This is a genomic window from Flavobacterium sp. SLB02, assembly GCF_009664855.1.
Lineage (GTDB): Bacteria > Bacteroidota > Bacteroidia > Flavobacteriales > Flavobacteriaceae > Flavobacterium.
The window spans coordinates 2,129,786-2,154,491 of the sequence record NZ_CP045928.1 but is presented as its reverse complement, the minus strand read 5'-3'; the positions used below and the strand labels follow the sequence as shown (position 1 = coordinate 2,154,491).

Genomic DNA, 24,706 nt, shown 5'->3' with positions numbered 1-24,706 from the left:
AACAATAATAGTCACTATTGTTTTGAATTCGGTTTAAATGGGATAAATTTGCACCCTCAAACAAAATACAAATGAAAAATTTTAGAATGAAGCCAAGACTAATCGCCCTATTCGTATTAGCTATTGGATTTTTGACACTATCATGGGGAATCGTTGGCCATGAGCGTATTAATAAAGCCGCAGTAATGGCTTTACCTCAATCAATACAAGTGTTTTTTTACAACCACATTGATTTTATTACACAAGAAGCATCAGTTCCGGACATTCGTAAATATGCTTTAAATTATAAAGATGAAAACCCAAGGCATTATTTTGACATGGAAAATTTTGGTCCTCTAGACAGTATACCACAAACCATGGAAGCAGCAAAGAAAAAATACGATGCCAAATTCCTGAATGATAACGGAATTTTACCTTGGTATATCGAAGACATGATGGTAAAATTAACCAAAGCGTTTAAAGAGAAAAACAGAGCCGAAATCTTGTTTCTTGCTGCAGATTTAGGTCATTATATTGGCGATGCACACATGCCGTTGCATACTTCTGCCAATCATGACGGACAATTAAGCGACCAAAAAGGAATTCATTCACTTTGGGAAAGCAGATTACCGGAGTTATTTGCTAAAAATTACAAGTTAAATGTTCCTCAGGCACAATACTATGAAGATGTTCATAAAGCAACCTGGGATATGATTAATGATACACATAGCTTAGCTAAACCGTTATTAGACATTGATAAAAAACTTAGAACCGCAACTCCGGAAGCTCAGGTTTTTAAAATGGATGCTGACGGAAAAGTACTGAAAAGTAAATACAATACAGCTGTTTTTTCTGATGATTACGCCAAGAAACTACACGAACAGTTAAACGGAATGGTAGAAAGCCAAATGAGAAAAGCCATTACAGCAACTGCAAGTTTTTGGTATACTGCATGGGTAAATGCCGGAAAACCAGATTTAAGCGACTTAGATGCGCCTGCTGTAACACAAAGGAACTACCAGTCATTAAAAGACGATCAAAAGTTGTTTCAACAAGGAAACTTATTTGGACTTAAAAATCAAAACGACTAGAAAAAGTTTTCAGTCTCAGTTTTTAGTTTACAGATCACAAAAAAGCCTCAGATTCATTTGAATTTGAGGCTTTTTTAGTGTTTTATATAAGTAAAGTTGAAGTTTTAGGAGCTATTTCCAGCTGTCCTTCCAAATCTTTTGCGCCTCCGGATAGCTATCGGGACGGGCACAAAAGGATTTCCCTCCCTTCAGGGCTATGGCACTCGTTTTTCATAAGATGCTTAATCTAACCAAAAGAATAACATGATATTACAAAAAAAAACAGCGAAAATCAGTTAAATATGTGTCATCCGCTTGCCATCCCGCCACCTTTGGAATTTGGAATTTTCCCCATCCCGAAATTTCGAGATTGGAATTTGGAATTTATCCGAAAGCTTGGGAATTGGAATTTTTAAGTTCAATCTACTTCTGATATTTCTTTTTCTTCAACATATCCGAAGCTGTTTGATAAAACGAAATGGTTTCATTTACTAAATCAGTTCTTTCCGTTTTCATGCATTTTTCGTTATAATCAATTTGATAATCCGGCGCAATACCATCTTTTGGTTCTGGTTTTAGTTTAAACTGTTTTACCTGCTGTTTAGGAGATAAAATCGTTAATACATTATCTTTTATTAAACCTAAATCCTGATAAGTGGCAATAAAAGCACGTTGTTTATAATCCGGTTTCAAAACATCCTGACCAAAAAACTTGCTTTTATAACTAAAATGCAATAATCCAAAAAGCGTTGGCATAAGATCAATCTGCGACATTAACTGATTGTATTTTTTAGGTTTAGCATTCGGATCATAAACAAAAGCCGGGATTCGGTATTTATCCAACGGAAGCTGTGTTTTTCCTGCACTAGACGCACAGTGATCTGCAACAATTACAAAAACAGTATTTTTGAACCAAGGCTGTTTACTCGCCATGGCAAAGAATTTTTTAAGCGAGTAATCTGTATATTTTACTCCTCCGTCACGCGATTTAATATCACCCGGAATATCAATTTTATTATTAGGATACGTAAAAGGTCTGTGATTACTCACTGTCATAATATGATTAAAGAAAGGTTTGTTTTCTTTTGCCTCAGCGTTCATTACCTTAATTGCTTTGTTGTACATATCCTCATCACAAACTCCCCAAACATTCTCAAAAGTAACTTCTTCAGCAGAAAAACTGGATTTATCTACAATGTCGTAACCATTTTCCGAATAGAAATCCTGCATGTTATCAAAAAAAGCATCACCGCCATACATGAATTTTACATTGTAACCCCTTTGCTTAAAAATTGATCCGGTCGAAAATTTATTTTTATTGTCCTCTCTTTTTAAAACACTTTCGCCTGCGGTTGGCGGCAAGCATAAAGTAACCGCTTCCAGTCCGCGAACCGTTCTGTTTCCTGCCGCATAAAGATTAGTAAACTGTAAACTTTTTTGAGCTAAACTATCCAGAAAAGGCGTAATGTTTTCTTTATTTCCGTACATTTTCATGTATTCAGCGCTTAAACTTTCTATTGTAATCAATACTACATTTTTATGATTTTCAAGAGAATCACTTGTAATTGTTCGTTTTGTATTTTCTCCGGAAATGCCAGGCAACTGTCGTTTTAAAATATTAAATGCTTTTTCTGCCGGAAGTGTTTTGTAGAATTTAAAATAATCAAGTTTATTGTTCTCAAAAGCAAGATAAAATTTATACAAACCAGTAGATTGTAATTCATTCACAAAAACATTTCTAGAGTTTTCAGTTTTTGCCAATGTAGGTATCGCTGCTAAAGAGATCATAAATAATACAACGTAAACTCCGGTAATTTTTAATTTATCGGTTACAGACGGAATCGCATCGATATAATTTCCAGACCTTTTAACAATGAAATACGTAAAAATCGCCGTTACCAGAAACAAAGCCGAAAATATAGGAATTACAGGATAAGACTGCATAATATTCCCGATAACTTCATTGGTATAAATCAAATAATTTACAGCAATAAAATTGTATTTCACGCCAAATTCATTCCAGAAAAAATACTCACTTATTCCGTTTTGCAGGATTAGTAAAACGTATAGGAAAATCACAAAAACAAATAACCAGTACCTGATCTTGTCTCTTAGTTTTGGAAGAAAAAGTAAAAGGGCAAAAAGCACAGTTTTGATTCCCACAAAAATCAAAATAATTCTTGGCAAAGCACCTCCGTATTCATCAAAAATACTTTTTCCTGATGCGATGTAAAGAAACAACGCAACAAAAACAGCCAAAATAATATAACCGGAAGGCGTGTTGTACTTAGAGTTTGAAATAAAAATAAGATACAGCCATAAAAAAACACTTGCTACTATAAAAGTAAACAGATCTGAAATAAATCCTAAACCAAAGATTTTCAGACACTCAAGAATAGTAAATGAACTTTGCGTAATCGGGTGAAATAATAAAACTATTCTTAATAGAAAACTGATGATACAATAAAATACAATTAGATTGTAAAATGGAGAAAGCTTCTTGTAAAAAGTCATGAAATAAATTTTTTACAAAATTAATGGCGATAAATTAGTTCCAGATGAAGTTATGCTTTTACCTTGCTTAGAGTAAACTTAAAGTTTACTTAAGATGAAGTTGTTTTCGCTATTCTAATGGTTTTAAGCAATTTCTGAAAGGTAAAATATCTATCTTTGAATAATAAAAAGAAGATATAATCTTAATTAAAAAAGGCAAATGCATATTTTAATAGTCGAAGATGAGTTAGGGATTGTTCAGTTTTTGCAGCAGGGTTTGCAGGAAGAAGGTTATCAGATTACCACGGCAAATGATGGTTCGAAAGGTTTTGAATTGATTCAAAATCAGAAATTTGATTTGATTTTACTCGATTGGATGCTTCCTAAAATTAACGGTTTAGATTTGTGTAAAGCCATCAGAATTAAAGATCAAACCACTCCAATTATTTTTTTGACCGCAAAAGATACCGTTCAGGAAACGATAGAAGGTTTAAAAGCAGGAGCCAACGATTATATAAAAAAGCCCTTTAGCTTTGAAGAACTGGTAGAGAGAATAAAAATTCATTTTCGAAATCAAAAAGGCTCAGAGGTTTTAACCTTGGGTGTTATCAAAATTGATTTATCAAAACATATTGTTCTTAAAAATCAGGATGAAGTAGCCTTAACCCAGCGTGAATTTGAGTTATTGACTTATCTGATAAAAAACAAAGGAAAAGTCTGCACCCGAAATCAAATCTTAAAAGATGTTTGGGAGATTAATTTTGAATATGATACCGGTGTAATCGATGTTTTTATGAACGCTATTCGAAAAAAACTCAATTTAAAAATTGAAGAAGATTATATAAAAACAATTCGCGGCATTGGTTATATCGCTAACGACTTATAAATGATACAGCTTTCTTTTAAAAACAGAATTGCCTTAAACTATATTATTACCACAGGCTTATTAATTGTAGTCGTTTTTTCGGTAATTTATTCTATTGTCAAACATACCGTTTATAATCATATTGATGAAAAAATAAAGGTTGAAATTCAGAATCATCAAGAAGAAATTAAAGAAGTCGATGGTAAAGTGATCCTTATCGATGAAGAAGAATGGAACGAACGCGAGCACAATACAGTAGATGTAAACCCTGTATTTGTTGAATTTCTCGATGTAAATAAGAATATTACAGAAAAAGCGCCCAACCTTAAAACACAAACACTGAAGTTTAATGATTCAGTAGAAGATTTTGAATTGTTTGATACTAAAATGGGTGATCATGATATCAGGCAAATTCAGGTTCCGCTACATATTAGAAACAAAAAAATAGGATATGTTATTGTAGCAATGTCATTGTCAGATTCGAAAATGGTATTAAACAATTTGTTTGATATTATGAGTTTGTCTTTTTTGGGGATTTTGTTGTTGCTGTTTTTTATTGCCAGATTCTTTGCCGGCCGAAGTATAAAGCCTATAAATTCGATAATCAATACCTCAAAAATTATTACTAAGGATAATCTAAAAACGCGTATTCCGCTGCCCAAAACCAGAGACGAATTATACACACTTTCTAAAACCATAAACAACCTTCTTAACCGTATTGAAGATGCAATAGAACGCGAAAAACAATTTACTTCTGATGCTTCTCACGAATTAAGAACACCACTTACTGTCATTAAAGGAACACTTGAAGTGTTAATTCGTAAACCGCGTGATAATAAAGAATACGAAGAGAAAATTAATTACTGTATAAAAGAAGTTGATCATTTAAATATGTTGGTAGATCAGCTGCTATTAATGGCACGTTTTGAAAACCAAAGCAAAAATATAAATACAGAATCTGTTTATTTGAATTCCCTTATTTTGGATGTTTTAACTTTAAATTCAGAGAAAATAAGCAGTCAAAAAATCAAGATTAAATTTGATGCGCCGCAAGATTATTACATTCAATCTGATAATTTTTTAGTGATTACGATTTTGAGAAATATTATTTCGAATGCGGTAAAATACACGAACAAGGATGGAGAAGTAACTATTTTACTTTCGAAACAAAACGAAAAAATAGTGTGTAAAATTTCCGATAACGGAATAGGAATTGAAATGCATGATTTAGAAGCTGTTTTTAATCCATTTTTCAGATCCAATTCAACAGATCATCCAGAGATTAAAGGAACTGGTTTAGGTTTGTCTATTGTAAAAAGAATTACAGAATTGCTTCATATTAAGTTTAAAATTGATAGCCAGATAGGAGTAGGAACTACTGTTATATTGAGTTTTGATGATAATATGAAAACGTTATCGTAAATTGAAAAAATCTAATAAAATAGAAGCGCGGGCTTTTTTTTAACAATAAACTATAGTTAAGTTAAATTAAAAATTGCTTTTTTATGAAATTAACTAGTATATTTGCAACCGAATCAAAGAATAAAACACAACACAAATCATGATTTCAATTCAATTACATCATCATCATTTTCATTATTGCTCTCAGGCGATGTGTTAATGATATGCATGTAAATCATCATATTTTAAAACCCGTTTGAGTACATCAAACGGGTTTTTTTATACCAATTCTTTGTACTCAAACTATTAATCCAACAAAAACTAAAAAAAAATGAGTACGTTAAAAATTGCAATTCAAAAATCAGGTCGTTTAAACGAAGACAGCATTCAAATCCTAAAAGATTGCGGTATTTCGATCAACAACGGAAACGATCAGCTAAAAGCCGAAGCCTCAAATTTTCCCCTTGAAGTTTTATATTTAAGAAATTCAGATATTCCTCAATACCTAATCGATGGCGTTGTAGATCTTGCGATTGTAGGAGATAACCTTTTGGTAGAAAAAGGAAAACATATAGAAGTGATTCAGAAACTGGGATTTTCAAAATGCAAGGTTTCTGTTGCTGTACCTAAAACTTTTGAGTACAATTCGATTCAGGATTTATCAGGTTTACGTATTGCTACTTCTTATCCTAATACAGTCAACGAATATTTCAATTCTTTTGGATTAACAGTTGATATTCACCAAATTTCAGGTTCTGTAGAGATCGCACCAAATATTGGTCTTGCTGATGCTATTGTAGATATTGTTTCAAGTGGCAGTACTTTGTTCAAAAATAATTTGAGAGAAGTAGAAGTAATCCTGAAAAGCGAAGCAGTTTTAGCCGTTTCTCCAAAAGTTTCTCCGGAAATCCAGAAACACATCGATACTCTAAAATTCAGAATTCAATCGGTTCTAAGAGCAAGAAATTCAAAATATATCCTGATGAACGTTCCAAACGACAAAATCGATGAAATTGGTAAAATCTTACCGGTTTTAAGAAGTTTAACTGTTTTACCATTAGCCCAAGAAGGCTGGAGCAGTGTTCACTCGGTAATCGATAAAGATACCTTTTGGGATGTAATAGATAAATTAAAAGAAGCCGGAGCCGAGGGAATTTTAGTTTGCCCAATTGAGAAAATGGTTCTTTAGGGCTTCGCCCGCATTAGGCTTTAGGCAATAAGCTTTAAGCCCAAAAAATGACAAAGTTACTAAAGCTTAAAGCCTATAGCTTATAGCATAAAGCATAAAAAAATGAATAAAATAGACAATCCAAAACCAGATACCTGGTCAGAAATATTAAAAAGACCAACCAAAACCATCGATGATATCGAAGTTACGGTTAAAGAAATTTTTAAAGAAGTACAGAAAAAAGGAGATGAAGCCGTTGCAAAATACACTTCGATCTTCGATGGAATTGCTTTAGAAAATTACGAAGTTTCCTCAGAAGAAATTCAGGAAGCGCTTAATTCGATTTCTACTGAATTAAAAGACGCCATTCAGTTAGCAAAAGCAAATATTTATAAATTTCACACAGCTCAAAAAACAGATAGAATCTCGATAGAAACTACCGAAGGTGTAAATTGCTGGCAGGAGAAAAGGCCGATTCAAAAAATTGGCTTATACATTCCAGGCGGAACAGCATCTTTGTTTTCAACAGTTTTAATGTTGGCCGTTCCCGCTGAAATTGCAGGATGTAAAGAAATCGTGTTATGCTCGCCACCGGATAAAACCGGAAAAATTAATCCTGCTATTTTGTACGCAGCTAATTTATGCGGAGTAACCAAAATATTAAAAGCAGGCGGAATTCAGGCAATCGCTGGAATGACCTTCGGTACAAAATCAATCCCTAAAGTATACAAGATTTTCGGACCTGGAAATCAGTTTGTAACTGTTGCAAAACAATTGGCAACACAATTTGGAGTAGCGATTGATATGCCGGCGGGCCCTTCAGAATTATTAGTTGTGGCAGATGATACTGCTGTTCCCGCTTTTGTAGCCTCCGATTTATTATCTCAGGCAGAACACGGAACAGACAGTCAGGTAATCTTAGTTTCGACTTCAAAAAAGCTGATTGATGCTGTAGAAAAAGAAGTTCAAATTCAGGTAGAAGCACTTCCTAGAAAAGAAATTGCCAAAAAAGCGATTGAAAATTCAAAACTGATTTATGTTAAAAATGATCAGATTGCTTTAGATTTAATCAACGAATACGGACCTGAACACTTTATAATCTGTTCAGAATTTGATGATTTCTATTGCAATGGTGTATTGAATGCAGGTTCTGTTTTTATTGGGAATTATACTCCGGAAAGTGCAGGGGATTATGCATCAGGAACGAATCACACCCTGCCAACAAACGGATACGCTAAGAATTACAGCGGAGTAAATCTCGATAGCTTTATGAAATCAATGACATTTCAGAAAATCTCAGAAAAAGGAATCCAAAACATCGGTAAAGCAATTGAAGTTATGGCTGAAGCCGAAGGACTGCAAGCGCATAAGAATGCTGTAACGCTGAGATTGAAGAGTTTGGAGGAAAGAGAATAGAAGAAAGAGAATAGAAGAAAGAGAATAGAAGAAAGAGAATAGAAGAAAGAGAATAGAAGAAAGAGAATAGAAGAAAGGGAATAGAAGAAAGAGAATAGAAGAAAGAGAATAGATTATAGAAGAAAGAACAAAGAATCAAGAGAAAGGGTTAGATTAAGTCTTTATTCTTGCCTCTATATTCTTTCTTCTCCTTAAAAAATAAGATAATGAAATTCGATATAAATACAATAACAAGAGAAAATGTAAAAACATTAAAACCTTATTCATCTGCACGTGATGAGTTTGAGGATTTTGATACGGCCGAAATGATTTTTTTGGATGCCAATGAAAATCCGTTTCAAAATGGCGTAAATCGTTATCCGGATCCGCAACAGAGTTCGGTTAAGGCGATTTTGGCTAAGAATAATAATGTAAAATCAAGCCAGATTTTATTAGGAAACGGAAGCGATGAAGTTTTGGATCTGCTTTTTAGAGCTTTCTGCGAACCAAAGATCGATAATATTATTTCGCTGCCGCCTACATACGGAATGTACAGCGTTCTGGCGAATATTAATGCGGTAGAAAATAGAGAAGTATTGCTTTCAACAGGTTTTCAGCCACAGGTTGAAAAGATTTTAGATGCTGTTGACGATAATACAAAAATCATCTTTTTATGCTCACCAAATAACCCAACTGGAAATTCTTTCTCGGATGAAAGTGTGGTAAAATTACTTCAAAACTTTAAAGGTTTAATTGTAATTGATGAAGCGTATATCGATTTCTCGGACAAAGAAAGCTGGTTGACAGAAATCGACGAATATCCTAATCTGGTGATTACACAAACGCTTTCAAAAGCCTATGGTTTGGCCGGAATTCGTTTGGGAATTTGTTATGGTTCTGAAGCGCTAATTTCGGTTTTGAATAAAATAAAACCTCCTTATAATGTCAATGAATTAACTCAGCAAAGAGCGATCGTTCGTTTGAATGATTCAGATAAAATAAAACAAGAAATAGCTTCTATTATTGAGCAAAGAGAAGAATTGCTTAAAGTATTACTTGAGGTGAATTTTGTTGAAAAAATATATCCTACAGAAGCTAATTTTGTATTGGTAAAAGTAGATGACGCTAATAAAAGATACGATCAATTAATTGCAAAAGGAATTGTAATTCGTAACAGAACAACTCAGCCTTTATGTGAAAATTGCCTTCGTTTTACAATTGGAATCCCGGAGGAAAATGCAGTTTTAATTAAAGAATTGAAGTTGTTGAAGTAAATGTTTAACCGCGAGGAACGCAAAGTTTTTTTGCCACAGATTTAAAGGATTAAAAAGATTTTTTCACGCAGATTCTGCTGATTAAAGCATATTTAATTTTGATTTTAAATTTAAAATAGTCCCGGTGCATCTGCTTAAATCTTTTTAAAATCTGTGTGAAACAAGAATCAGTGAGAATTCGTGACTCGAGTGATAGCGAACAGGCGAAGCAAATTCGTGGCAAAAGAAAATCATTTGAATCTGTGTATCCCGATAGCTATCGGGAGTGGAAGAACAAAAAATATAATTTATGAAAAAAGTACTTTTTATCGATCGTGACGGAACGATTGTTTTAGAACCTGAAAATTATCAATTAGATGCTTTGGAGAAAGTAGAATTTTATCCAAAAGCGTTTCAATATCTGGCTAAAATTGCCACTGAATTAGATTATGAATTGGTGATGGTGACCAACCAGGACGGATTAGGAACGGATAGTTTTCCGGAAGATACGTTTTGGCCAACGCAAAATTTTATCCTGAAAGCTTTTGAAAATGAAGGAGTTTTATTTGATGAAATTTTTATTGACCGCTCTTTTCCTGAAGATAATGCGCCAACCCGCAAGCCAAGAACGGGAATGTTGACGAAATATTTGGGTAATCCGGAATATGATTTAGCAAATTCTTTTGTCTTAGGTGATCGCTTGACAGATGTTGAATTGGCTAAAAACCTTGGGGCAAAAGCAATTTTTATCAATGATAATGACGGAATTGGAAGCAATGAAATTGCGTCGAAACGTGAAGAGTTAAACGAAACGATTATTCTTCAAACGATGAGTTGGAAAGAGATTTATGAGTTTTTGAAACTGGAAGCACGTTCGGCTTCGATTACGCGTAAAACGAATGAAACCGATATTTTTATCGATTTGAATCTAGACGGAACAGGAAAAAGTAAAATCGAAACCGGAATTGCTTTTTTTGATCATATGTTAGACCAAATTGCGCGTCATGGGCAAATGGATTTGGAAATCCTTGTAAAAGGCGATCTTGAAGTCGACGAACACCATACAATAGAAGACACTGCTATTGCTTTGGGTGAAGTTTTCGCTAAAGCGTTAGGAAATAAACTAGGAATCGAACGTTATGGTTTCTGTTTGCCTATGGATGATTGTCTGGCGCAGGTTGCGATTGATTTTGGAGGAAGAAACTGGTTGGTTTGGGAAACGGAATTCAAACGTGAAATGGTAGGTAAAGTGCCAACAGAAATGTTTTATCATTTCTTTAAATCCTTCTCAGACGGTGCCAAAGCCAACATCAATATAAAAGCCGAAGGAACAAACGAACACCATAAAATCGAAGCTATTTTTAAAGCTTTCGCGAAAGCCATAAAAGTAGCGGTGAAAAGAGATACAGAGAAAATGATTTTACCATCAACAAAAGGAATGTTGTAAAAACGCATTAAGCTATAAGCGATAGGCATTAGGCCTAAAGCTTAAGGCTTAAAGCTTAAAGCTTTTTTTAATGAAAATAGTAATTATAAATTACGGAGCAGGAAATATTCAGAGCATTATGTTTGCTATTGAAAGGCTTGGTTTTAAAGCTGTTTTGAGTAATAATCCCGAAGAAATTCTAGCCGCTGATAAAGTGATTTTTCCGGGAGTAGGAGAAGCGAGTTCGGCGATGAAAAAACTGGAAGAAAGCGGTTTGGATAATTTGATTCCGAATTTGAAACAACCGGTTTTTGGTATTTGCCTCGGAATGCAATTGATGTGTAAATCATCTGAGGAAGGAAATACCAAAGGTTTAGGGATTTTTGATGTTGATGTGATTAAATTTACATCAAAAGTAAAAGTACCACAAATGGGATGGAATCAGATTTATGATTTAAAATCGGATTTGTTTAAAGGAATTGCTGAGAATGAATTTATGTATCTGGTACATAGTTTTTACGCTCCAAATTGTGTTGAAGCTATTGCCATAACAAATTACGAATTGGAATATGCATCGGCTTTACAAAAAGATAATTTTTACGGAGCTCAGTTTCATCCCGAGAAAAGCGGGGCAGTAGGGGAAAAGATTTTAGAAAATTTCTTAAAAATGTAAAATTTTAAAATTCCAATAACAATATCAAAAATCAATCAAAATATCAATTTAGATAAATCGTTTTTAAATAATCTAAAATCGGAACTCTAAAATCTAAAATATCAAAAAATGAGAATAATACCAGCTATAGATATCATCGACGGAAAATGCGTTCGTTTGTCAAAAGGCGATTATGATACCAAAATAATTTACAACGAAAATCCGCTTGAAGTAGCAAAATCATTTGAAGCGCACGGAATCGAATATCTACATTTAGTAGATCTTGACGGGGCAAAATCGAGTAAAATTGTGAATTATAAAATTCTGGAACAAATTGCCACACAAACCACTTTAAAAATTGATTTTGGGGGAGGTTTAAAATCTGATGAAGACTTGAAAATTGCTTTTGAAAGTGGTGCCAACCAAATTACCGGAGGAAGTATTGCGGTTAAAAACAGAACTATTTTCGAAAAGTGGATTTTAGAATACGGATCTGATAAAATTATTCTTGGGGCTGACGCCAAAGACGAAAAAATTGCCGTTTCAGGTTGGTTAGAAGATTCAGATGAAGATTTAATTCCGTTTATTCAGGATTATCAATCCAAAGGAATTCAATATGTTATTTGTACTGATATTGCAAAAGACGGAATGCTTGAAGGACCAAGTTTTGATTTGTATGAAAAGATATTGAAAGAAGCTATTGGCGTAAAACTAATTGCTTCCGGAGGGATTTCAACCTTTGACGAATTGCCTAAATTAGCTGAATTAGGCTGTGAAGGAACAATCATTGGAAAAGCAATTTACGAAGGAAGAATTACTTTGAAACAACTGGAAAACTACATAATTACATAATTAGAAAATTAGTCAATTAGATAATTCTTTACGTTGTGTTTAAAATTTTCTAATTATCAAATTTTCTAATTAACGCATTAAAAACACAGACTATGATAACATGTCATTTAAAATACATTATAGATCCTTATCAATTAGAGGCTTTTGAGGATTATGGTAAAAGATGGATTAAAATCGTAAATCGTTTAGGCGGTCAGCATCATGGTTATTTTATGCCTTCGGAAGGAGCAAATAATGTTGCGTATGCTTTATTTTCTTTTCCAAGTCTCGCAGATTATGAAAATTACCGAACAAAAATGTTTTCTAAAGACGATCAGGAGTGTGTAGAAGCTTTTAAAATTGCCGAAGATACAAGATGTATTCTAAGTTATGAAAGAACATTTTTAAGCCCTGTATTTAAATAAATTAGATAATTAGATAATGAGATAACTTGATAATTAAATAATTAATACGTTGTGTAAATAAATTATCTAATTACCTAATTTTCTCATTGACAAATTAAAATTGACACATTAAAAAGATGTTAGCAAAAAGAATCATACCCTGCTTAGATATAAAAAACGGAAGAACCGTAAAAGGTGTTAATTTCGTTGACTTGCGTGATGCGGGAGATCCGGTAGAATTGGCCGAAATTTATTCGGCAGAAGGAGCTGATGAATTGGTTTTTCTGGATATTTCAGCTACTGAAGAACGTCGTAAAACATTGGTCAATATGGTACGAAGTGTTGCCGAAAAAATCAATATTCCGTTTACAGTTGGTGGCGGAATCTCATCTGTAGAAGATGTAGAGATTCTGTTGAATAATGGAGCTGATAAGGTTTCGATTAATTCATCAGCAGTAAAAAATCCACAACTAATTAATGATTTGGCCCAAAAATTCGGAAGTCAATGTGTTGTAGTTGCCATCGATGCTAAACAAATTAACGGACAATGGATCGTGCATTTGGTTGGAGGAAAAGTACCAACAGAGCTAAATCTATTCGATTGGGCGGTTGAAGTGGCCGAGCGTGGCGCAGGAGAAATTCTATTCACCTCAATGGACAATGACGGAACCAAAAATGGTTTTGCAAACGAAGCTTTGGCTAAATTATCAACGTTAATCAATATTCCGATTATTGCTTCGGGTGGTGCAGGAAATATCCAGCATTTTGTAGATTCGTTTAAAGAAGGAAAAGCAGATGCAGCGTTGGCAGCGAGTGTTTTTCACTTTAAAGAAATCGAGATAAAAGCTCTAAAACAGGAACTTAGGTATAATGATATTGAGGTTAGGCTTTAGAAAATAGAGTATCGAAAATAGAGTATCGAAAATAGAGCATAGAAAATAGAACAAAGAATCAAGAAGAAATAAATAAAATATAGAATTCGGTAATCTAAAATCTGAACTCTAAAATCTAAAATAAATATGGACATAGATATAAAAAGCGCACACGGATTGATTCCGGCGATAATTCAGGATTCTGAAACAAAGAATATTTTGATGTTGGGATACATGAATGAAGAATCGCTTCAAAAAACAATAGAAACTCAAAAAGTAACTTTCTTTAGCCGATCCAAACAAAGACTTTGGACAAAAGGCGAGGAGAGTGGTAATTTTTTGAATCTGATAAGTATTAAAAATGATTGCGATGGCGATACACTTTTAATTCAGGCAAAACCTGTAGGGCCAACGTGTCATACAGGCGCTGATACATGCTGGCAAGAAGAAAATAAAGAAAATTACGGTTTTATTTCTCAAATAGAAAACACCATCAAAACCAGAAGAGAAAATGCCGATTCTGAGAAGAGTTATGTGGCGTCATTATTCGAAAAAGGAATCAATAAAATCGCCCAAAAAGTAGGCGAAGAAGCTGTAGAAGTGGTTATTGAAGCAAAAGATGATAATGACGATTTATTCTTAAGCGAAAGCGCGGATTTATTGTTTCATTATTTGATTTTATTGCAGGCAAAAGGCTTTCAGTTGAATGATGTTGTGGATGTTTTGAAGAAACGTCAGAAGTAATAAAAAATAATTTCAATTGTTAGACTGAGTGAAGTCGAGGTCCCGTTGCTAAATCACTTTGCGGGGACTTCGACTTCGCTCAGTCTGATAAAAAAGTATTATTTTAGCTAAAAGCATAAGTCTTATGAAACTATTTGTGTGTCTGTTTTTGTTTTTGCTTCCAACTTTAAACTACGGATTCAAAAAACATGAAGTACCATATGCAATTGTTATTGCGAAGGCAGATTTAATTGTTGACGGAACCATTTCTAAAGTTTCAAAGGATGAATATGAATTTACAATAAACCAGTTTGTAAAAGGGAGATCATCTTTAAAAATTAAGGTCCAGATCTGGAAGGAATGGATTTGTGATCCAAAAATTAAAGAGTTAAAAACTGGTCAACGATTAATTTTGTTTTTAGAAAAAAGTGCTCACGGTAGTTTTAGTACAATTAATGGTAGCACTGGAGAGATATACATAGATAGTAATTCTTTTGTTAATATATTTCTCCCAAAAGAATTTACTAGTCCTGAAGTTTTAAAAGAAGGGATTTCTATGTTTTTACAAACTTATCAAGTTTGCGGAGATCTAAATGATCGGTTCTTGCAAAATATTTATATTCAGTCCAATAAAACTATATTTGAAATTTATAAAATGAAAGAAAATAATAAGGTTTTTAAATTTTTAGTTCAAAACGATGTACCTTATTCTGAAGTTAAATTTAATTTGCTACCACAGTTTATCAATTAAAGATTAAAAAAAGTACTTCACAAATCCAAAGTCTAATTTGTTGAATCACTTTGCGGGACTTCGACTTCGTTCAGTCTGACGAAAATTGAAATTAATAAAAAAGAATAAAAAATCCTTATAAATCCGTGTTTTCGCGTAAGCGAATCAGTGTCATCCGCGTACCATCTCGGCGCTACTCCATAAACTCAAAAACCGCAAATTCCTCCGGTTGGTGAAAGCCATGTTTTAAACTCTTATGATATTGTAATGCAAGATATTCCGTTGTGTTACCGTAATCAATTCTAAAAGCATTTCCTTTCCATTTTGTTCCTGCTTTTGGTTGATTAAAATTGCCGTTTTTAATGGTTTTTAAACTCGAAAAAGGAATCTTAATTTCAGTATTATAACCTTCGGAAGTTATTTTACTTACAGTTTCTAATCCTGCAATATCAAAACTCATAGTAGTATTCCAACCGCCACAATTGGGCGAAATACATTTTAGCAATAAATCATAATTAGACGAAAAAGCATTTACTCCGATTTCCAGATAATTTTGGCTGTCGCCGTCGGGATCAATAAAAAATTCGACCAAATCATCGGTATTAAAAATTGAAGCATCTTTTTTTTGAGGTGTTCCTACTATTTTAGAATCGTCAGAATGATAGGCAATATATAGGTTTTGATCATTCCACGCAAGTGAGACAAAAGTATTTTGAGTGGCGCTTTCTCCGGAATTATGAATTACAAATGGCCCTAAAAATGAAGTTTTCCAATCGGATAAGTCTCCGTCGATGTTTATTTTTTCATTTGTTTTATGAATTGGAATCGTTTGTGAATAATTTGTCGCCGAGCATGTAAAAATTAAAAAGGTAATAATGGCACTAATTTTCATAAAATGGTATAAATGAATTTGATTGGCTAAAATACAGAAGAATAAATAAATTTTAACATTAAATTCTCCGAATCAGGATTATAAAATCATTCAAAACTTGATTCGAATGTTTACATTTGTTGAACTTTAAGCTTGTCGAAATGCTCTGTTTATTTCGATTAAATGAAATATTTACTTCGTATGAAAAAATACTTTGGTGGCGTTTTTATCGCCTTTTTGTTTGGTTTTACTGCCAATGCACAAGGACTTCTGAATAAGTCTGAAACCGTTTTTACACATCAGGATTCTTTACGCGGAAGCATTACAAAAGAACGTGCCTGGTGGGATTTAAAATATTATCATTTAGATGTAAAAGTAAATCCAAAAGAAAAAACGATTACAGGCTCAAATACGGTTCGTTATACTGTTTTGACAGCTTATAATAAAATGCAGATTGATTTGCAGGAACCTATGCAAATCTACAAAGTGACTCAAGATGGAAAAGAATTGAAATTTGAAAGAGACGGAAATGCTTTTTTTATTGAATTAACAGCTGCGCAAAAAGTAGGTGAGACGAAGGAAATCGTAATTTCATTTGGAGGAAAACCAAAAGAAGCGGTTAATCCACCGTGGGATGGCGGAATTACCTGGAAAAAAGACAAAAACGGAAAAGATTTTATCGCTTCATCCTGTCAGGGATTAGGCGCCAGCGTTTGGTGGCCAAACAAAGATCATATGTATGACGAAGTCGAAAATATGCTGATTAGCGTGAATGTTCCCGGACATTTGACTGATGTTTCAAACGGAAGACTGCAAAGCGTTAATAAGGAAAAAGACGGAACCAAGACTTTTAATTGGTATGTTTCTAACCCAATTAATAATTATGGCGTAAACATTAATATTGGTGATTATGTAAACTTCTCAGAGAAATTTAAAGGAGAAAAAGGCGATTTAGATTGTAATTATTATGTTTTGAGTTATAATTTGGCTTTGGCCAAAGAGCAATTTAAAGATGCTCCAAAAATGCTTAAGGCGTTTGAAAACTGGTTTGGACCGTATCCTTTTTACGAAGACAGCTATAAATTGGTCGAAGCTCCTTATTTGGGTATGGAGCATCAAAGTAGCGTAACTTACGGAAATGGTTATAAAAATGGTTATTTAGGCCGTGACTTAAGCGGAACGGGTTGGGGATTAAAATTTGATTTTATTATTATTCACGAATCAGGACATGAATGGTTTGCTAATAATATCACTTATAAAGATATTGCCGATATGTGGGTGCACGAAAGTTTTACCAACTATTCTGAAAGCCTTTTCCTTGAATATTATTACGGAAAAGATGCTGCTGCCGAATATATCATTGGCTGCAGAAAAGGTATCAAAAACGATAAGCCAATTATAGGTAATTATGAGGTAAACAATGAAGGATCAGGCGATATGTATCCAAAAGGAGCAAGTATGCTGCATATGATGCGCCAGATTATCAATGACGATGCAAAATGGAAATCTATTTTAAGAGGTTTAAACAGTACTTTTTATCATCAAACTGTTACCGGAAAGCAAATTGAGGATTATATCAATACACAATCAGGAATTAACTTCAACAGGGTTTATGCGCAATATTTGACTACAACTCAAATTCCTGTTTTTGAATATATGTTCAAAGACGGATCTTTTGGATATCACTGGACAAATTGTGTAGCAAAGTTTGATATGCCTGTAAAAGTGAATTTGAATGGTGAAGATATTTGGTTAAAACCAACAACAGAATGGAAATCAGAGAAGACAAATAATGAAGATAGAAAAGTAGAAGTGAGTAAAGATTTTTATGTGACGACTTCTAATATTATAGAATAAAACCTAAAAATTTTCAAGTTTTTAAAATCCCAAATTCCAATTCTTGACTGGAGTTTGGGATTTTTTATTCGATAACTTTAGGCAAAGATCTTTGTCAAAGTTTAAAACTTTGACAAAGGTTGGGACATAAACCATTTAGGATTTGGGATCTTTTTATTGCATTTGAATTGTATGCAAATAGTAAACCCGACAGGTTTTTAAAACTTGTCGGGTTTATTGTTTATAGACAATCTTGTCATTTCAATTTCCGCCATAAAACTATTTTTTTAGGAGCTAATCCCGCTATACGTTCCAATCTTTTGTGTCCGCCACGGCGGACACAAAAGGATTTCCACTTCTATCGGGGCTAGGACAATCATTTCGCAACACTATTTCCGTGCAGTTTCTCATTTCTACGCAGGAGAAATCCTCGCAAGTAACTCCGCAACGAAAACCCAATCTTTGTCGAGCTTCTCACGAGGATTTCCCCTGCGTCGAAATGACAAAAGCCTGAAAAGATTAAGGTCTTTTCAGGCTTTTTTATTGGAATTTGCTACCGAGACTTCGTTCAAGATAAAAACTTGAAATTTAATTTTCTATCGACTATTCAACTTCGCTTTTTCTTTAATAATATCAGCAATTTTTCTATTCTCGATTTTGCTTTCAAGCCATGAAATAATATCTAAATAAAGAAAAGCTCTTTTTTCATAAGTATTCTTTTCTAATTCAATAAAACGCAAACGCATTTTAATGAATTCTTTTTTGATATCTGCAGGATATAAGTTGTTCAAATTCCTTAAAAACTTGATAATTTCCTTTTGAACCTCATGAAGATCATTCATTTTTATTAGAAACTTATAGGTGTTTTTAAGATGATTTTCAAGATAATAATCTTTTCCAAGCTCATAATGCGCAATTAAAGACAAGAGTCTCGCAAAACACATTAGATCCTCACGCATAGATAAGTTTTTATTGTTAATGATTTTGTCTAGATAAAAGATGCATTCATTATACTTTTCGTTTCCAAAATAAATAGACGCTATTTTATAGAAAAACAACATTTCGTGATGTTCATCAAGATGTTCGCTGTGTATTTTGATCTTTTCTAAAATCTCAGGAATCAAATATTCGCTTTCGGCAAACGTACCTTCCAGAATATGCAAATTTAGCTTATTGTTGTAAACGTATAGAAATGATAGCGATGCAATGTTGTCATTTACAGGGAATTTTTCATCCTTAATTGTTTCTTCTAAAAGAGAAAGGTATTTTTTGAAATTCGATTTGTATTTCAACATATATAAAGATTCCAGAAAGTAATGATTTCCTTTTAGAAAAAATACGGGATTCTGATAAATCATATTTTGGTTGTCATAAAACAACGTAACCCATTTATAGGCATATTTATAACTTGCCAGAAAATCCTGAACAAGAAAACTACGCCATAAATTAGCATTATAAAACCAATACTTTTCGCGAAAACCAAACTTGCTCTCGTCTAACTTAGCAATATGTTTGTTGAAATAATCATCGATATATTTGTATTCCTCATCATTTTTAACGTAACCTGTTTTAAGCATGATCCCGTAAAGCTGAAGCGATAAATTCGATAATTTGCTTGAGATTGTATTTCGATAGTTTAATTCTTTGGCCTGAATAACCAATTCATCCGCGCGCCCTTGAATACTTCGGGTAATATACTGTGATTCGATTAGTTTTTCGAACTCCACAATCTCATACGCCATATATTTCTCATCATTTTCAAGAGCAATGATTTTTGTCTTATCCAGAATCTTCAAACTCTGTTTATATAAACCTTTATTATATAGGATACCGGCAAAATCTATTTGTTCGCGCAATTGATAACGAATGTTCTGACTAGGAATATTCAGTCGAATACTTACCAGAATTTGCTTGTATAAGTATGATTTTAAGTTAGATAACTGTACTTTTTTAATGATCCCGCTCTTAAGAATAAGCTTTTCATCGTAGTTTTCAGATTTATCTAAGATATTGAATAATTCGATGAATTTCGTATTTGAACTCGTCTCTAAACGGCTTGCAAAAATCTTAAACTGTCTTTTTTCGGATTTAGAAAGTGATTTTATTAATACAAATAAGAAATCTTTTTGATGGTTAGCCATTGTAAAATATAATAGTGTAACTTATTGATTATTAATTGTTTAATACGTTATAAATTGCTTTATGAACAGTATAATTTCATTAAAATGAATTTCGTACTGAAGAAGTACAATATATATTTGTTATCAAGATGTGAAATTACATTAAATAAATGAATATGAATAGAGAGAAAGTTCAAATTTTTGACACCACTTTGCGCGACGGCGAACAAGTTCCAGGATGTAAGTTAGATACTAAACAAAAATTAGTTATCGCAGAACGACTTGATAAAATGGGAGTTGACGTTATCGAAGCAGGTTTTCCTGTGTCAAGTCCGGGCGATTTTTTATCGGTCTCTGAGATTTGTAAAATTGTAGAAAACGCCACCGTCTGCGGACTAACAAGAGCCGTAAAAAACGACATCGATGTTGCTGCAGCTGCACTAAAGCATGCTAAAAGACCTAGAATCCACACAGGAATCGGAACATCTGAATCTCACATACTTCATAAATTAAATACCACAAGAGAAGATATTATCGCAAGAGCAAAATATGCTGTATCACACGCAAAATCTTATGTAGAAGATGTTGAGTTTTACGCAGAAGATGCCGGACGAACTGATAACGCTTTTTTGGCTAAGGTTTGTGAAGAAGTGATAAAATCTGGTGCTACTGTACTAAATATCCCAGACACAACAGGATATTGTTTACCAGAAGAATACGGAGCAAAAATTAAATATCTAAAAGAAAACGTAAAAGGAATCGAAAACGTGATCCTTTCATGTCACTGTCATAATGATTTAGGAATGGCTACTGCAAACTCTATTGCAGGTGCTATAAATGGAGCAAGACAAATAGAATGTACAATCAATGGTATTGGTGAGAGAGCCGGAAATACAGCTCTTGAAGAAGTGGTAATGATTTTTAAACAACATCCTTACTTAAATCTTGATACCAACATTAATACAAGAGAATTGAACGAAATGAGCCGATTAGTTTCTGAAAGTATGGGAATGATCGTGCAGCCTAATAAAGCTATTGTTGGAGCGAATGCATTTGCGCACAGCTCAGGAATTCATCAGGATGGTGTAATCAAAAACAGAGCAACTTACGAAATCATGGATCCGCTTGATGTGGGTGTAAATGAATCTTCGATTATACTTACAGCAAGAAGCGGAAGAGCTGCTTTGGCTTACCGTGCTAAAAAAGTAGGTTACGAACTTACAAAAGTACAATTAGACATTGTATATGTTGAGTTTTTGAAGTTTGCTGATATCAAAAAAGAAGTGATCGATGCAGATATTCACCAGATTATTGAAGCTTCAAAAATTGAAGGTGATTTAATCAGAAGCTAGTTAATATAGAATAAAGAGAATAGATTAAAGAGAATAGAACAAAGAAGAAACAAAAAATAAGGATTTAAATACATAAAGAACGAGACGTTATGAATTTGAAAATAGCAGTTTTATCAGGAGACGGAATTGGACCAGAAGTAATTTTACAAGCCAAAAAAGCATTATACGCTATTGGTGAGGTGTACAATCATGAATTTGTATTTGAAGAGGCGCTCATGGGAGCCATTGCTATTGATAAAACAGGAAATCCATTACCGGAGCAAACCCTGAATCTTTGTTTGAACACAGATGCGGTTTTGTTTGGTGCGATCGGGGATCCTAAGTATGATAATAATCCAAATGCAAAAGTTCGTCCGGAGCAGGGATTGTTAAGGCTTCGTAAAGAGCTTGGATTGTTTGCTAACATTCGTCCTATAAAACCTTATAAAGCTTTAATTGATGCTTCTCCTTTAAAAAGAGAAATTATCGAAGGAGCTGATTTTACTATTTTCAGAGAATTAACAGGTGGCGCTTATTTTGGAGCTAAAACATTAAATGAAGAAGGAACACATGCTTCGGATTTATGTGAATATTCAGAAGAAGAAATTACCAGAATTGCACATTTAGCTTTTAAATCGGCACAAAACCGACGCAAAAAGCTGACAATGGTCGACAAAGCAAATGTTTTGGAAACCTCAAGATTATGGAGAAAAGTTGTTCAGAAAGTGAGTGCGAATTATCCTGATGTGGCTTTAGATTTTTTATTTGTGGATAATGCAGCAATGCAATTGATTTTGAATCCAAAACAATTTGATGTGATTTTGACGGAAAATTTATTTGGAGATATTTTATCAGATGAAGCAAGTGTTATTACAGGATCTATCGGTTTATTGGCATCAGCATCTTTAGGAGAAAAAAATGCATTGTTTGAACCAATTCACGGTTCTTATCCTCAGGCAAAAGGAAAAAATATTGCCAACCCAATTGCTTCCATTTTATCAGCTGCGATGCTATTAGAGCATTTTGGTTTATTCAAAGAAGCAAATGTAATTTATCAGGCGGTTGAAAAAGCAATCGAATATAAAGTTGTTACGGTTGATTTAAAACCAGATTCAAAATTCGGTACAAATGAAGTAGGCGAGTTTGTTTCAAATTTTATTTTCAGCAAAGATGACTTGCTATATTTTAATAATGACAATGTTCATATCGGTCAATCGACAATTGTTTAGGTTTTTTATTAAAATAATGAAATAAATAACAAGAAGTATGTGAAATGTTGAGATTTTATTTTTTTAGTTCTGTAAGTTTTCATACTTTTGTGACACTAAAAAATAAATGATGCGAATCTCAATTATTATTACTTCTGTCGTTGTTGTCAATGTGTTTAGCACATCTGCATCGGGAATGGTATAAATATAATTGAAAAACTATATTAGAAACCTTCCAAATACTGGAAGGTTTTTTTTTGAATAAAAATTAAAATAAAATAATACAATAATGGAATTAAATAAGTACAGCAAAACCATCACTCAAGATCAAACACAACCTGCGGCGCAAGCGATGTTGTACGGTATTGGTTTAACTGAAGAAGATTTGAAAAAAGCACAAGTAGGTATTGTGAGCATGGGTTACGATGGTAACACTTGCAATATGCACCTGAATGATTTAGCAAAAGATGTGAAGAAGGGTGTTTGGGATGCAAATCTGGTCGGACTTATTTTTAATACCATTGGCGTAAGTGACGGAATTTCTAACGGAACTGAAGGAATGCGTTATTCATTGGTTTCCCGTGATGTGATTGCAGATTCTATAGAAACAGTTGTAGGGGCACAATGGTACGATGGTATTATTGCAATTCCTGGCTGTGATAAAAATATGCCCGGAGCTTTAATTGCGATGGGAAGAGTAAACCGTCCGTCTATCATGGTTTACGGAGGATCAATTCACTCCGGAAAATGGAAAGGTGAATCTTTGAATATTGTTTCTGCTTTTGAGGCTTTAGGAAAAAAAGTTAAAAATGAAATTACTCCGGAAGATTTTAAAGGTGTAATTCAAAATGCATGTCCCGGAGCTGGTGCTTGTGGCGGAATGTACACTGCAAATACAATGTCTTCTGCAATTGAAGCATTAGGAATGAGTTTGCCATACAGTTCTTCGAACCCTGCTCTAAGTCAGGATAAAAGAGATGAATGTTTGGCTGCAGGAGAGGCTATTAAGATATTATTAGAAAAAGACATTAAGCCAAGAGATATCATGACTCGTAAAGCTTTCGAAAATGCCATTACAATTGTTGCAGTTTTAGGAGGTTCTACAAATGCAGTTATGCACTTAATCGCTATGGCTCATGCGGTGGATATCGAAATTACTCTGGATGATTTTCAAGCCATTAATGACAGAACACCTGTATTGGCAGACATGAAACCAAGTGGAAAATACATGATGGAAGATATTCATGAAGTTGGAGGAATTCCTTCTATAATGAAATATTTATTAAAAGTAGGATTGATTCACGGAGATTGTTTGACGGTAACAGGAAAAACAGTAGCAGAGAATTTAGCTTCTACTCCGGATTTACAAGACGGACAACAAGTAATTCATGAAATTCAAAAAGCGTTGAAACCAACCGGAAATATTCAGGTTTTATACGGAAATCTTGCTTCTGAAGGCGCTGTAGCAAAAATCAGCGGTAAAGAAGGAGAATATTTTGAAGGTCCGGCTGTTGTATTTGAAGGTGAATTTGAAGTGATTCCTGGTCTTGAGGCCGGAAAAATAAAACCAGGTAATGTAGTCGTCATCAGGTATTGTGGACCAAAAGGTGGTCCGGGGATGCCTGAAATGCTGAAACCTACATCTGCCATTATTGGAGCCGGATTAGGAAGCAGCTGCGCACTTATTACAGACGGCAGATTCTCCGGAGGTTCACATGGCTTTGTCGTAGGACACATTACACCAGAAGCATATGATGGTGGAGGTATTGCATTAGTAAAAGATGGTGATTTAATTGCTATCGATGCTGTAAAGAATACAATCGACCTGAAGATATCTGACGAAGAATTTGCAGCTCGTAAAGCGGCTTGGATTCAGCCACCGCTAAAAGTTACAAAAGGAGTTTTACTTAAATACGCAAGATCGGTTTCAAGCGCTTCTACAGGTTGTGTTACCGATAAATAATTAAATAACAATGTCAATTACAATATCAAATGCAATACCAATTACAATAACAAAATTCAATAGCAAATAGAAATAAAGAAAGATCAATTTAATACTAATACTGAAATTGATTTTT

General features: G+C 33.7%; 20 protein-coding genes. 17 read left to right on the top strand and 3 right to left on the bottom strand.

Features of this window, described 5'->3' with window-relative positions; translation table 11 throughout:
* Positions 1 to 71 precede the first annotated feature (71 nt).
* Positions 72 to 1,070: a zinc dependent phospholipase C family protein gene (locus tag GIY83_RS08345; RefSeq protein WP_194614643.1), complete on the top strand. Its 999-nt coding sequence runs from the start codon at positions 72 to 74 to the stop codon at positions 1,068 to 1,070.
* Positions 1,071 to 1,472: 402 nt separating this feature from the next.
* Here the strand turns inward: GIY83_RS08345 and GIY83_RS08340 are convergent, their stop codons facing one another.
* Positions 1,473 to 3,563: an alkaline phosphatase family protein gene (locus tag GIY83_RS08340; RefSeq protein WP_208686261.1), complete on the bottom strand. Its 2,091-nt coding sequence runs from the start codon at positions 3,561 to 3,563 to the stop codon at positions 1,473 to 1,475.
* 199 nt (positions 3,564 to 3,762) lie between these two features.
* On the opposite strand from GIY83_RS08340, the gene GIY83_RS08335 reads away from it, so the two are divergent.
* The 12 genes from GIY83_RS08335 to GIY83_RS08280 all read left to right on the top strand — a co-directional run bounded on the left by GIY83_RS08335 (position 3,763) and on the right by GIY83_RS08280 (position 15,283).
* Entirely contained in the window at positions 3,763 to 4,428 is a 666-nt protein-coding gene (locus tag GIY83_RS08335) for a response regulator transcription factor (RefSeq protein WP_194614641.1), read from the top strand.
* Positions 4,429 to 5,829, top strand: coding sequence for a HAMP domain-containing sensor histidine kinase (locus GIY83_RS08330; protein ID WP_194614640.1), 1,401 nt, complete (start codon positions 4,429 to 4,431; stop codon positions 5,827 to 5,829). It begins immediately after the preceding gene.
* A gap of 310 nt (positions 5,830 to 6,139) precedes the next feature.
* Complete coding sequence (gene hisG / locus GIY83_RS08325; RefSeq protein ID WP_194614639.1) at positions 6,140 to 6,997, top strand: ATP phosphoribosyltransferase; 858 nt, start codon at positions 6,140 to 6,142, stop codon at positions 6,995 to 6,997.
* 102 nt (positions 6,998 to 7,099) lie between these two features.
* The gene (hisD, locus tag GIY83_RS08320; protein ID WP_208686258.1) at positions 7,100 to 8,392 is read left to right on the top strand and encodes a histidinol dehydrogenase; all 1,293 of its coding nucleotides are present in this window, start codon (positions 7,100 to 7,102) and stop codon (positions 8,390 to 8,392) included.
* A gap of 206 nt (positions 8,393 to 8,598) precedes the next feature.
* Positions 8,599 to 9,645 carry a histidinol-phosphate transaminase gene (gene hisC, locus GIY83_RS08315; protein WP_194614637.1) on the top strand — a complete coding sequence of 349 codons (1,047 nt, stop codon included), beginning with the start codon at positions 8,599 to 8,601 and terminating at the stop codon, positions 9,643 to 9,645.
* A 289-nt stretch (positions 9,646 to 9,934) separates the two neighbouring features.
* Entirely contained in the window at positions 9,935 to 11,071 is a 1,137-nt protein-coding gene (hisB, locus tag GIY83_RS08310) for a bifunctional histidinol-phosphatase/imidazoleglycerol-phosphate dehydratase HisB (RefSeq protein ID WP_194614636.1), read from the top strand.
* Between the two features lie 70 nt (positions 11,072 to 11,141).
* Positions 11,142 to 11,723, top strand: a complete 582-nt coding sequence (gene hisH / locus GIY83_RS08305) for an imidazole glycerol phosphate synthase subunit HisH (protein ID WP_194614635.1) — start codon at positions 11,142 to 11,144, stop codon at positions 11,721 to 11,723.
* 108 nt (positions 11,724 to 11,831) lie between these two features.
* A complete protein-coding gene (gene hisA, locus GIY83_RS08300; protein WP_194614634.1) occupies positions 11,832 to 12,554 on the top strand; it encodes a 1-(5-phosphoribosyl)-5-[(5-phosphoribosylamino)methylideneamino]imidazole-4-carboxamide isomerase in 723 nt (240 codons plus the stop codon).
* A gap of 92 nt (positions 12,555 to 12,646) precedes the next feature.
* Positions 12,647 to 12,958, top strand: coding sequence for an NIPSNAP family protein (locus tag GIY83_RS08295; RefSeq protein ID WP_194614633.1), 312 nt, complete (start codon positions 12,647 to 12,649; stop codon positions 12,956 to 12,958).
* A gap of 116 nt (positions 12,959 to 13,074) precedes the next feature.
* A complete protein-coding gene (hisF, locus tag GIY83_RS08290) occupies positions 13,075 to 13,830 on the top strand; it encodes an imidazole glycerol phosphate synthase subunit HisF (RefSeq protein ID WP_194614632.1) in 756 nt (251 codons plus the stop codon).
* 126 nt (positions 13,831 to 13,956) lie between these two features.
* Positions 13,957 to 14,553, top strand: coding sequence for a bifunctional phosphoribosyl-AMP cyclohydrolase/phosphoribosyl-ATP diphosphatase HisIE (gene hisIE / locus GIY83_RS08285; protein WP_208686256.1), 597 nt, complete (start codon positions 13,957 to 13,959; stop codon positions 14,551 to 14,553).
* A 124-nt stretch (positions 14,554 to 14,677) separates the two neighbouring features.
* Complete coding sequence (locus tag GIY83_RS08280; protein WP_194614630.1) at positions 14,678 to 15,283, top strand: hypothetical protein; 606 nt, start codon at positions 14,678 to 14,680, stop codon at positions 15,281 to 15,283.
* A gap of 172 nt (positions 15,284 to 15,455) precedes the next feature.
* Here GIY83_RS08280 and GIY83_RS08275 read toward each other — a convergent pair whose 3' ends face one another.
* A complete protein-coding gene (locus GIY83_RS08275; protein ID WP_194614629.1) occupies positions 15,456 to 16,154 on the bottom strand; it encodes a carbohydrate-binding family 9-like protein in 699 nt (232 codons plus the stop codon).
* 180 nt (positions 16,155 to 16,334) lie between these two features.
* Between GIY83_RS08275 and GIY83_RS08270 the strand changes: the two genes are divergently transcribed.
* Positions 16,335 to 17,990 carry a M1 family metallopeptidase gene (locus GIY83_RS08270; RefSeq protein WP_194614628.1) on the top strand — a complete coding sequence of 552 codons (1,656 nt, stop codon included), beginning with the start codon at positions 16,335 to 16,337 and terminating at the stop codon, positions 17,988 to 17,990.
* Between the two features lie 575 nt (positions 17,991 to 18,565).
* Here GIY83_RS08270 and GIY83_RS08265 read toward each other — a convergent pair.
* Positions 18,566 to 20,110, bottom strand: a complete 1,545-nt coding sequence (locus GIY83_RS08265; protein WP_194614627.1) for a hypothetical protein — start codon at positions 20,108 to 20,110, stop codon at positions 18,566 to 18,568.
* 155 nt (positions 20,111 to 20,265) lie between these two features.
* Here GIY83_RS08265 and GIY83_RS08260 point away from each other — a divergent pair, with 155 nt between their 5' ends.
* The 3 genes from GIY83_RS08260 (at position 20,266) to ilvD (ending at position 24,591) form a co-directional block, all read left to right on the top strand.
* Positions 20,266 to 21,441 (top strand): 2-isopropylmalate synthase, encoded by a 1,176-nt coding sequence (locus tag GIY83_RS08260; protein ID WP_194614626.1) that lies wholly within the window; start codon positions 20,266 to 20,268, stop codon positions 21,439 to 21,441.
* Positions 21,442 to 21,530: 89 nt separating this feature from the next.
* On the top strand, positions 21,531 to 22,649 hold the full coding sequence (gene leuB, locus GIY83_RS08255) for a 3-isopropylmalate dehydrogenase (protein ID WP_194614625.1): 1,119 nt from the start codon (positions 21,531 to 21,533) through the stop codon (positions 22,647 to 22,649).
* 268 nt (positions 22,650 to 22,917) lie between these two features.
* Complete coding sequence (ilvD, locus tag GIY83_RS08250) at positions 22,918 to 24,591, top strand: dihydroxy-acid dehydratase (protein WP_194614624.1); 1,674 nt, start codon at positions 22,918 to 22,920, stop codon at positions 24,589 to 24,591.
* The last annotated feature ends 115 nt before the right edge of the window (positions 24,592 to 24,706 follow it).

Excerpts from the sequence above, each read along its gene's own strand:
- hisD (WP_208686258.1), top strand. The coding sequence starts at position 7,100 with ATGAATAAAATAGACAATCCAAAACCAGATACCTGGTCAGAAATATTA.
- GIY83_RS08260 (WP_194614626.1), top strand. The coding sequence starts at position 20,266 with ATGAATAGAGAGAAAGTTCAAATTTTTGACACCACTTTGCGCGACGGC.
- leuB (WP_194614625.1), top strand. The coding sequence starts at position 21,531 with ATGAATTTGAAAATAGCAGTTTTATCAGGAGACGGAATTGGACCAGAA.
- GIY83_RS08275 (WP_194614629.1), bottom strand. The coding sequence starts at position 16,154 with ATGAAAATTAGTGCCATTATTACCTTTTTAATTTTTACATGCTCGGCG.
- hisH (WP_194614635.1), top strand. The coding sequence starts at position 11,142 with ATGAAAATAGTAATTATAAATTACGGAGCAGGAAATATTCAGAGCATT.
- GIY83_RS08270 (WP_194614628.1), top strand. The coding sequence starts at position 16,335 with ATGAAAAAATACTTTGGTGGCGTTTTTATCGCCTTTTTGTTTGGTTTT.
- GIY83_RS08295 (WP_194614633.1), top strand. The coding sequence starts at position 12,647 with ATGATAACATGTCATTTAAAATACATTATAGATCCTTATCAATTAGAG.
- hisG (WP_194614639.1), top strand. The coding sequence starts at position 6,140 with ATGAGTACGTTAAAAATTGCAATTCAAAAATCAGGTCGTTTAAACGAA.
- GIY83_RS08340 (WP_208686261.1), bottom strand. The coding sequence starts at position 3,563 with ATGACTTTTTACAAGAAGCTTTCTCCATTTTACAATCTAATTGTATTT.
- hisA (WP_194614634.1), top strand. The coding sequence starts at position 11,832 with ATGAGAATAATACCAGCTATAGATATCATCGACGGAAAATGCGTTCGT.
- ilvD (WP_194614624.1), top strand. The coding sequence starts at position 22,918 with ATGGAATTAAATAAGTACAGCAAAACCATCACTCAAGATCAAACACAA.
- GIY83_RS08335 (WP_194614641.1), top strand. The coding sequence starts at position 3,763 with ATGCATATTTTAATAGTCGAAGATGAGTTAGGGATTGTTCAGTTTTTG.
- hisB (WP_194614636.1), top strand. The coding sequence starts at position 9,935 with ATGAAAAAAGTACTTTTTATCGATCGTGACGGAACGATTGTTTTAGAA.
- GIY83_RS08345 (WP_194614643.1), top strand. The coding sequence starts at position 72 with ATGAAAAATTTTAGAATGAAGCCAAGACTAATCGCCCTATTCGTATTA.
- hisC (WP_194614637.1), top strand. The coding sequence starts at position 8,599 with ATGAAATTCGATATAAATACAATAACAAGAGAAAATGTAAAAACATTA.
- hisF (WP_194614632.1), top strand. The coding sequence starts at position 13,075 with ATGTTAGCAAAAAGAATCATACCCTGCTTAGATATAAAAAACGGAAGA.
- GIY83_RS08280 (WP_194614630.1), top strand. The coding sequence starts at position 14,678 with ATGAAACTATTTGTGTGTCTGTTTTTGTTTTTGCTTCCAACTTTAAAC.
- hisIE (WP_208686256.1), top strand. The coding sequence starts at position 13,957 with ATGGACATAGATATAAAAAGCGCACACGGATTGATTCCGGCGATAATT.
- GIY83_RS08330 (WP_194614640.1), top strand. The coding sequence starts at position 4,429 with ATGATACAGCTTTCTTTTAAAAACAGAATTGCCTTAAACTATATTATT.
- GIY83_RS08265 (WP_194614627.1), bottom strand. The coding sequence starts at position 20,110 with ATGGCTAACCATCAAAAAGATTTCTTATTTGTATTAATAAAATCACTT.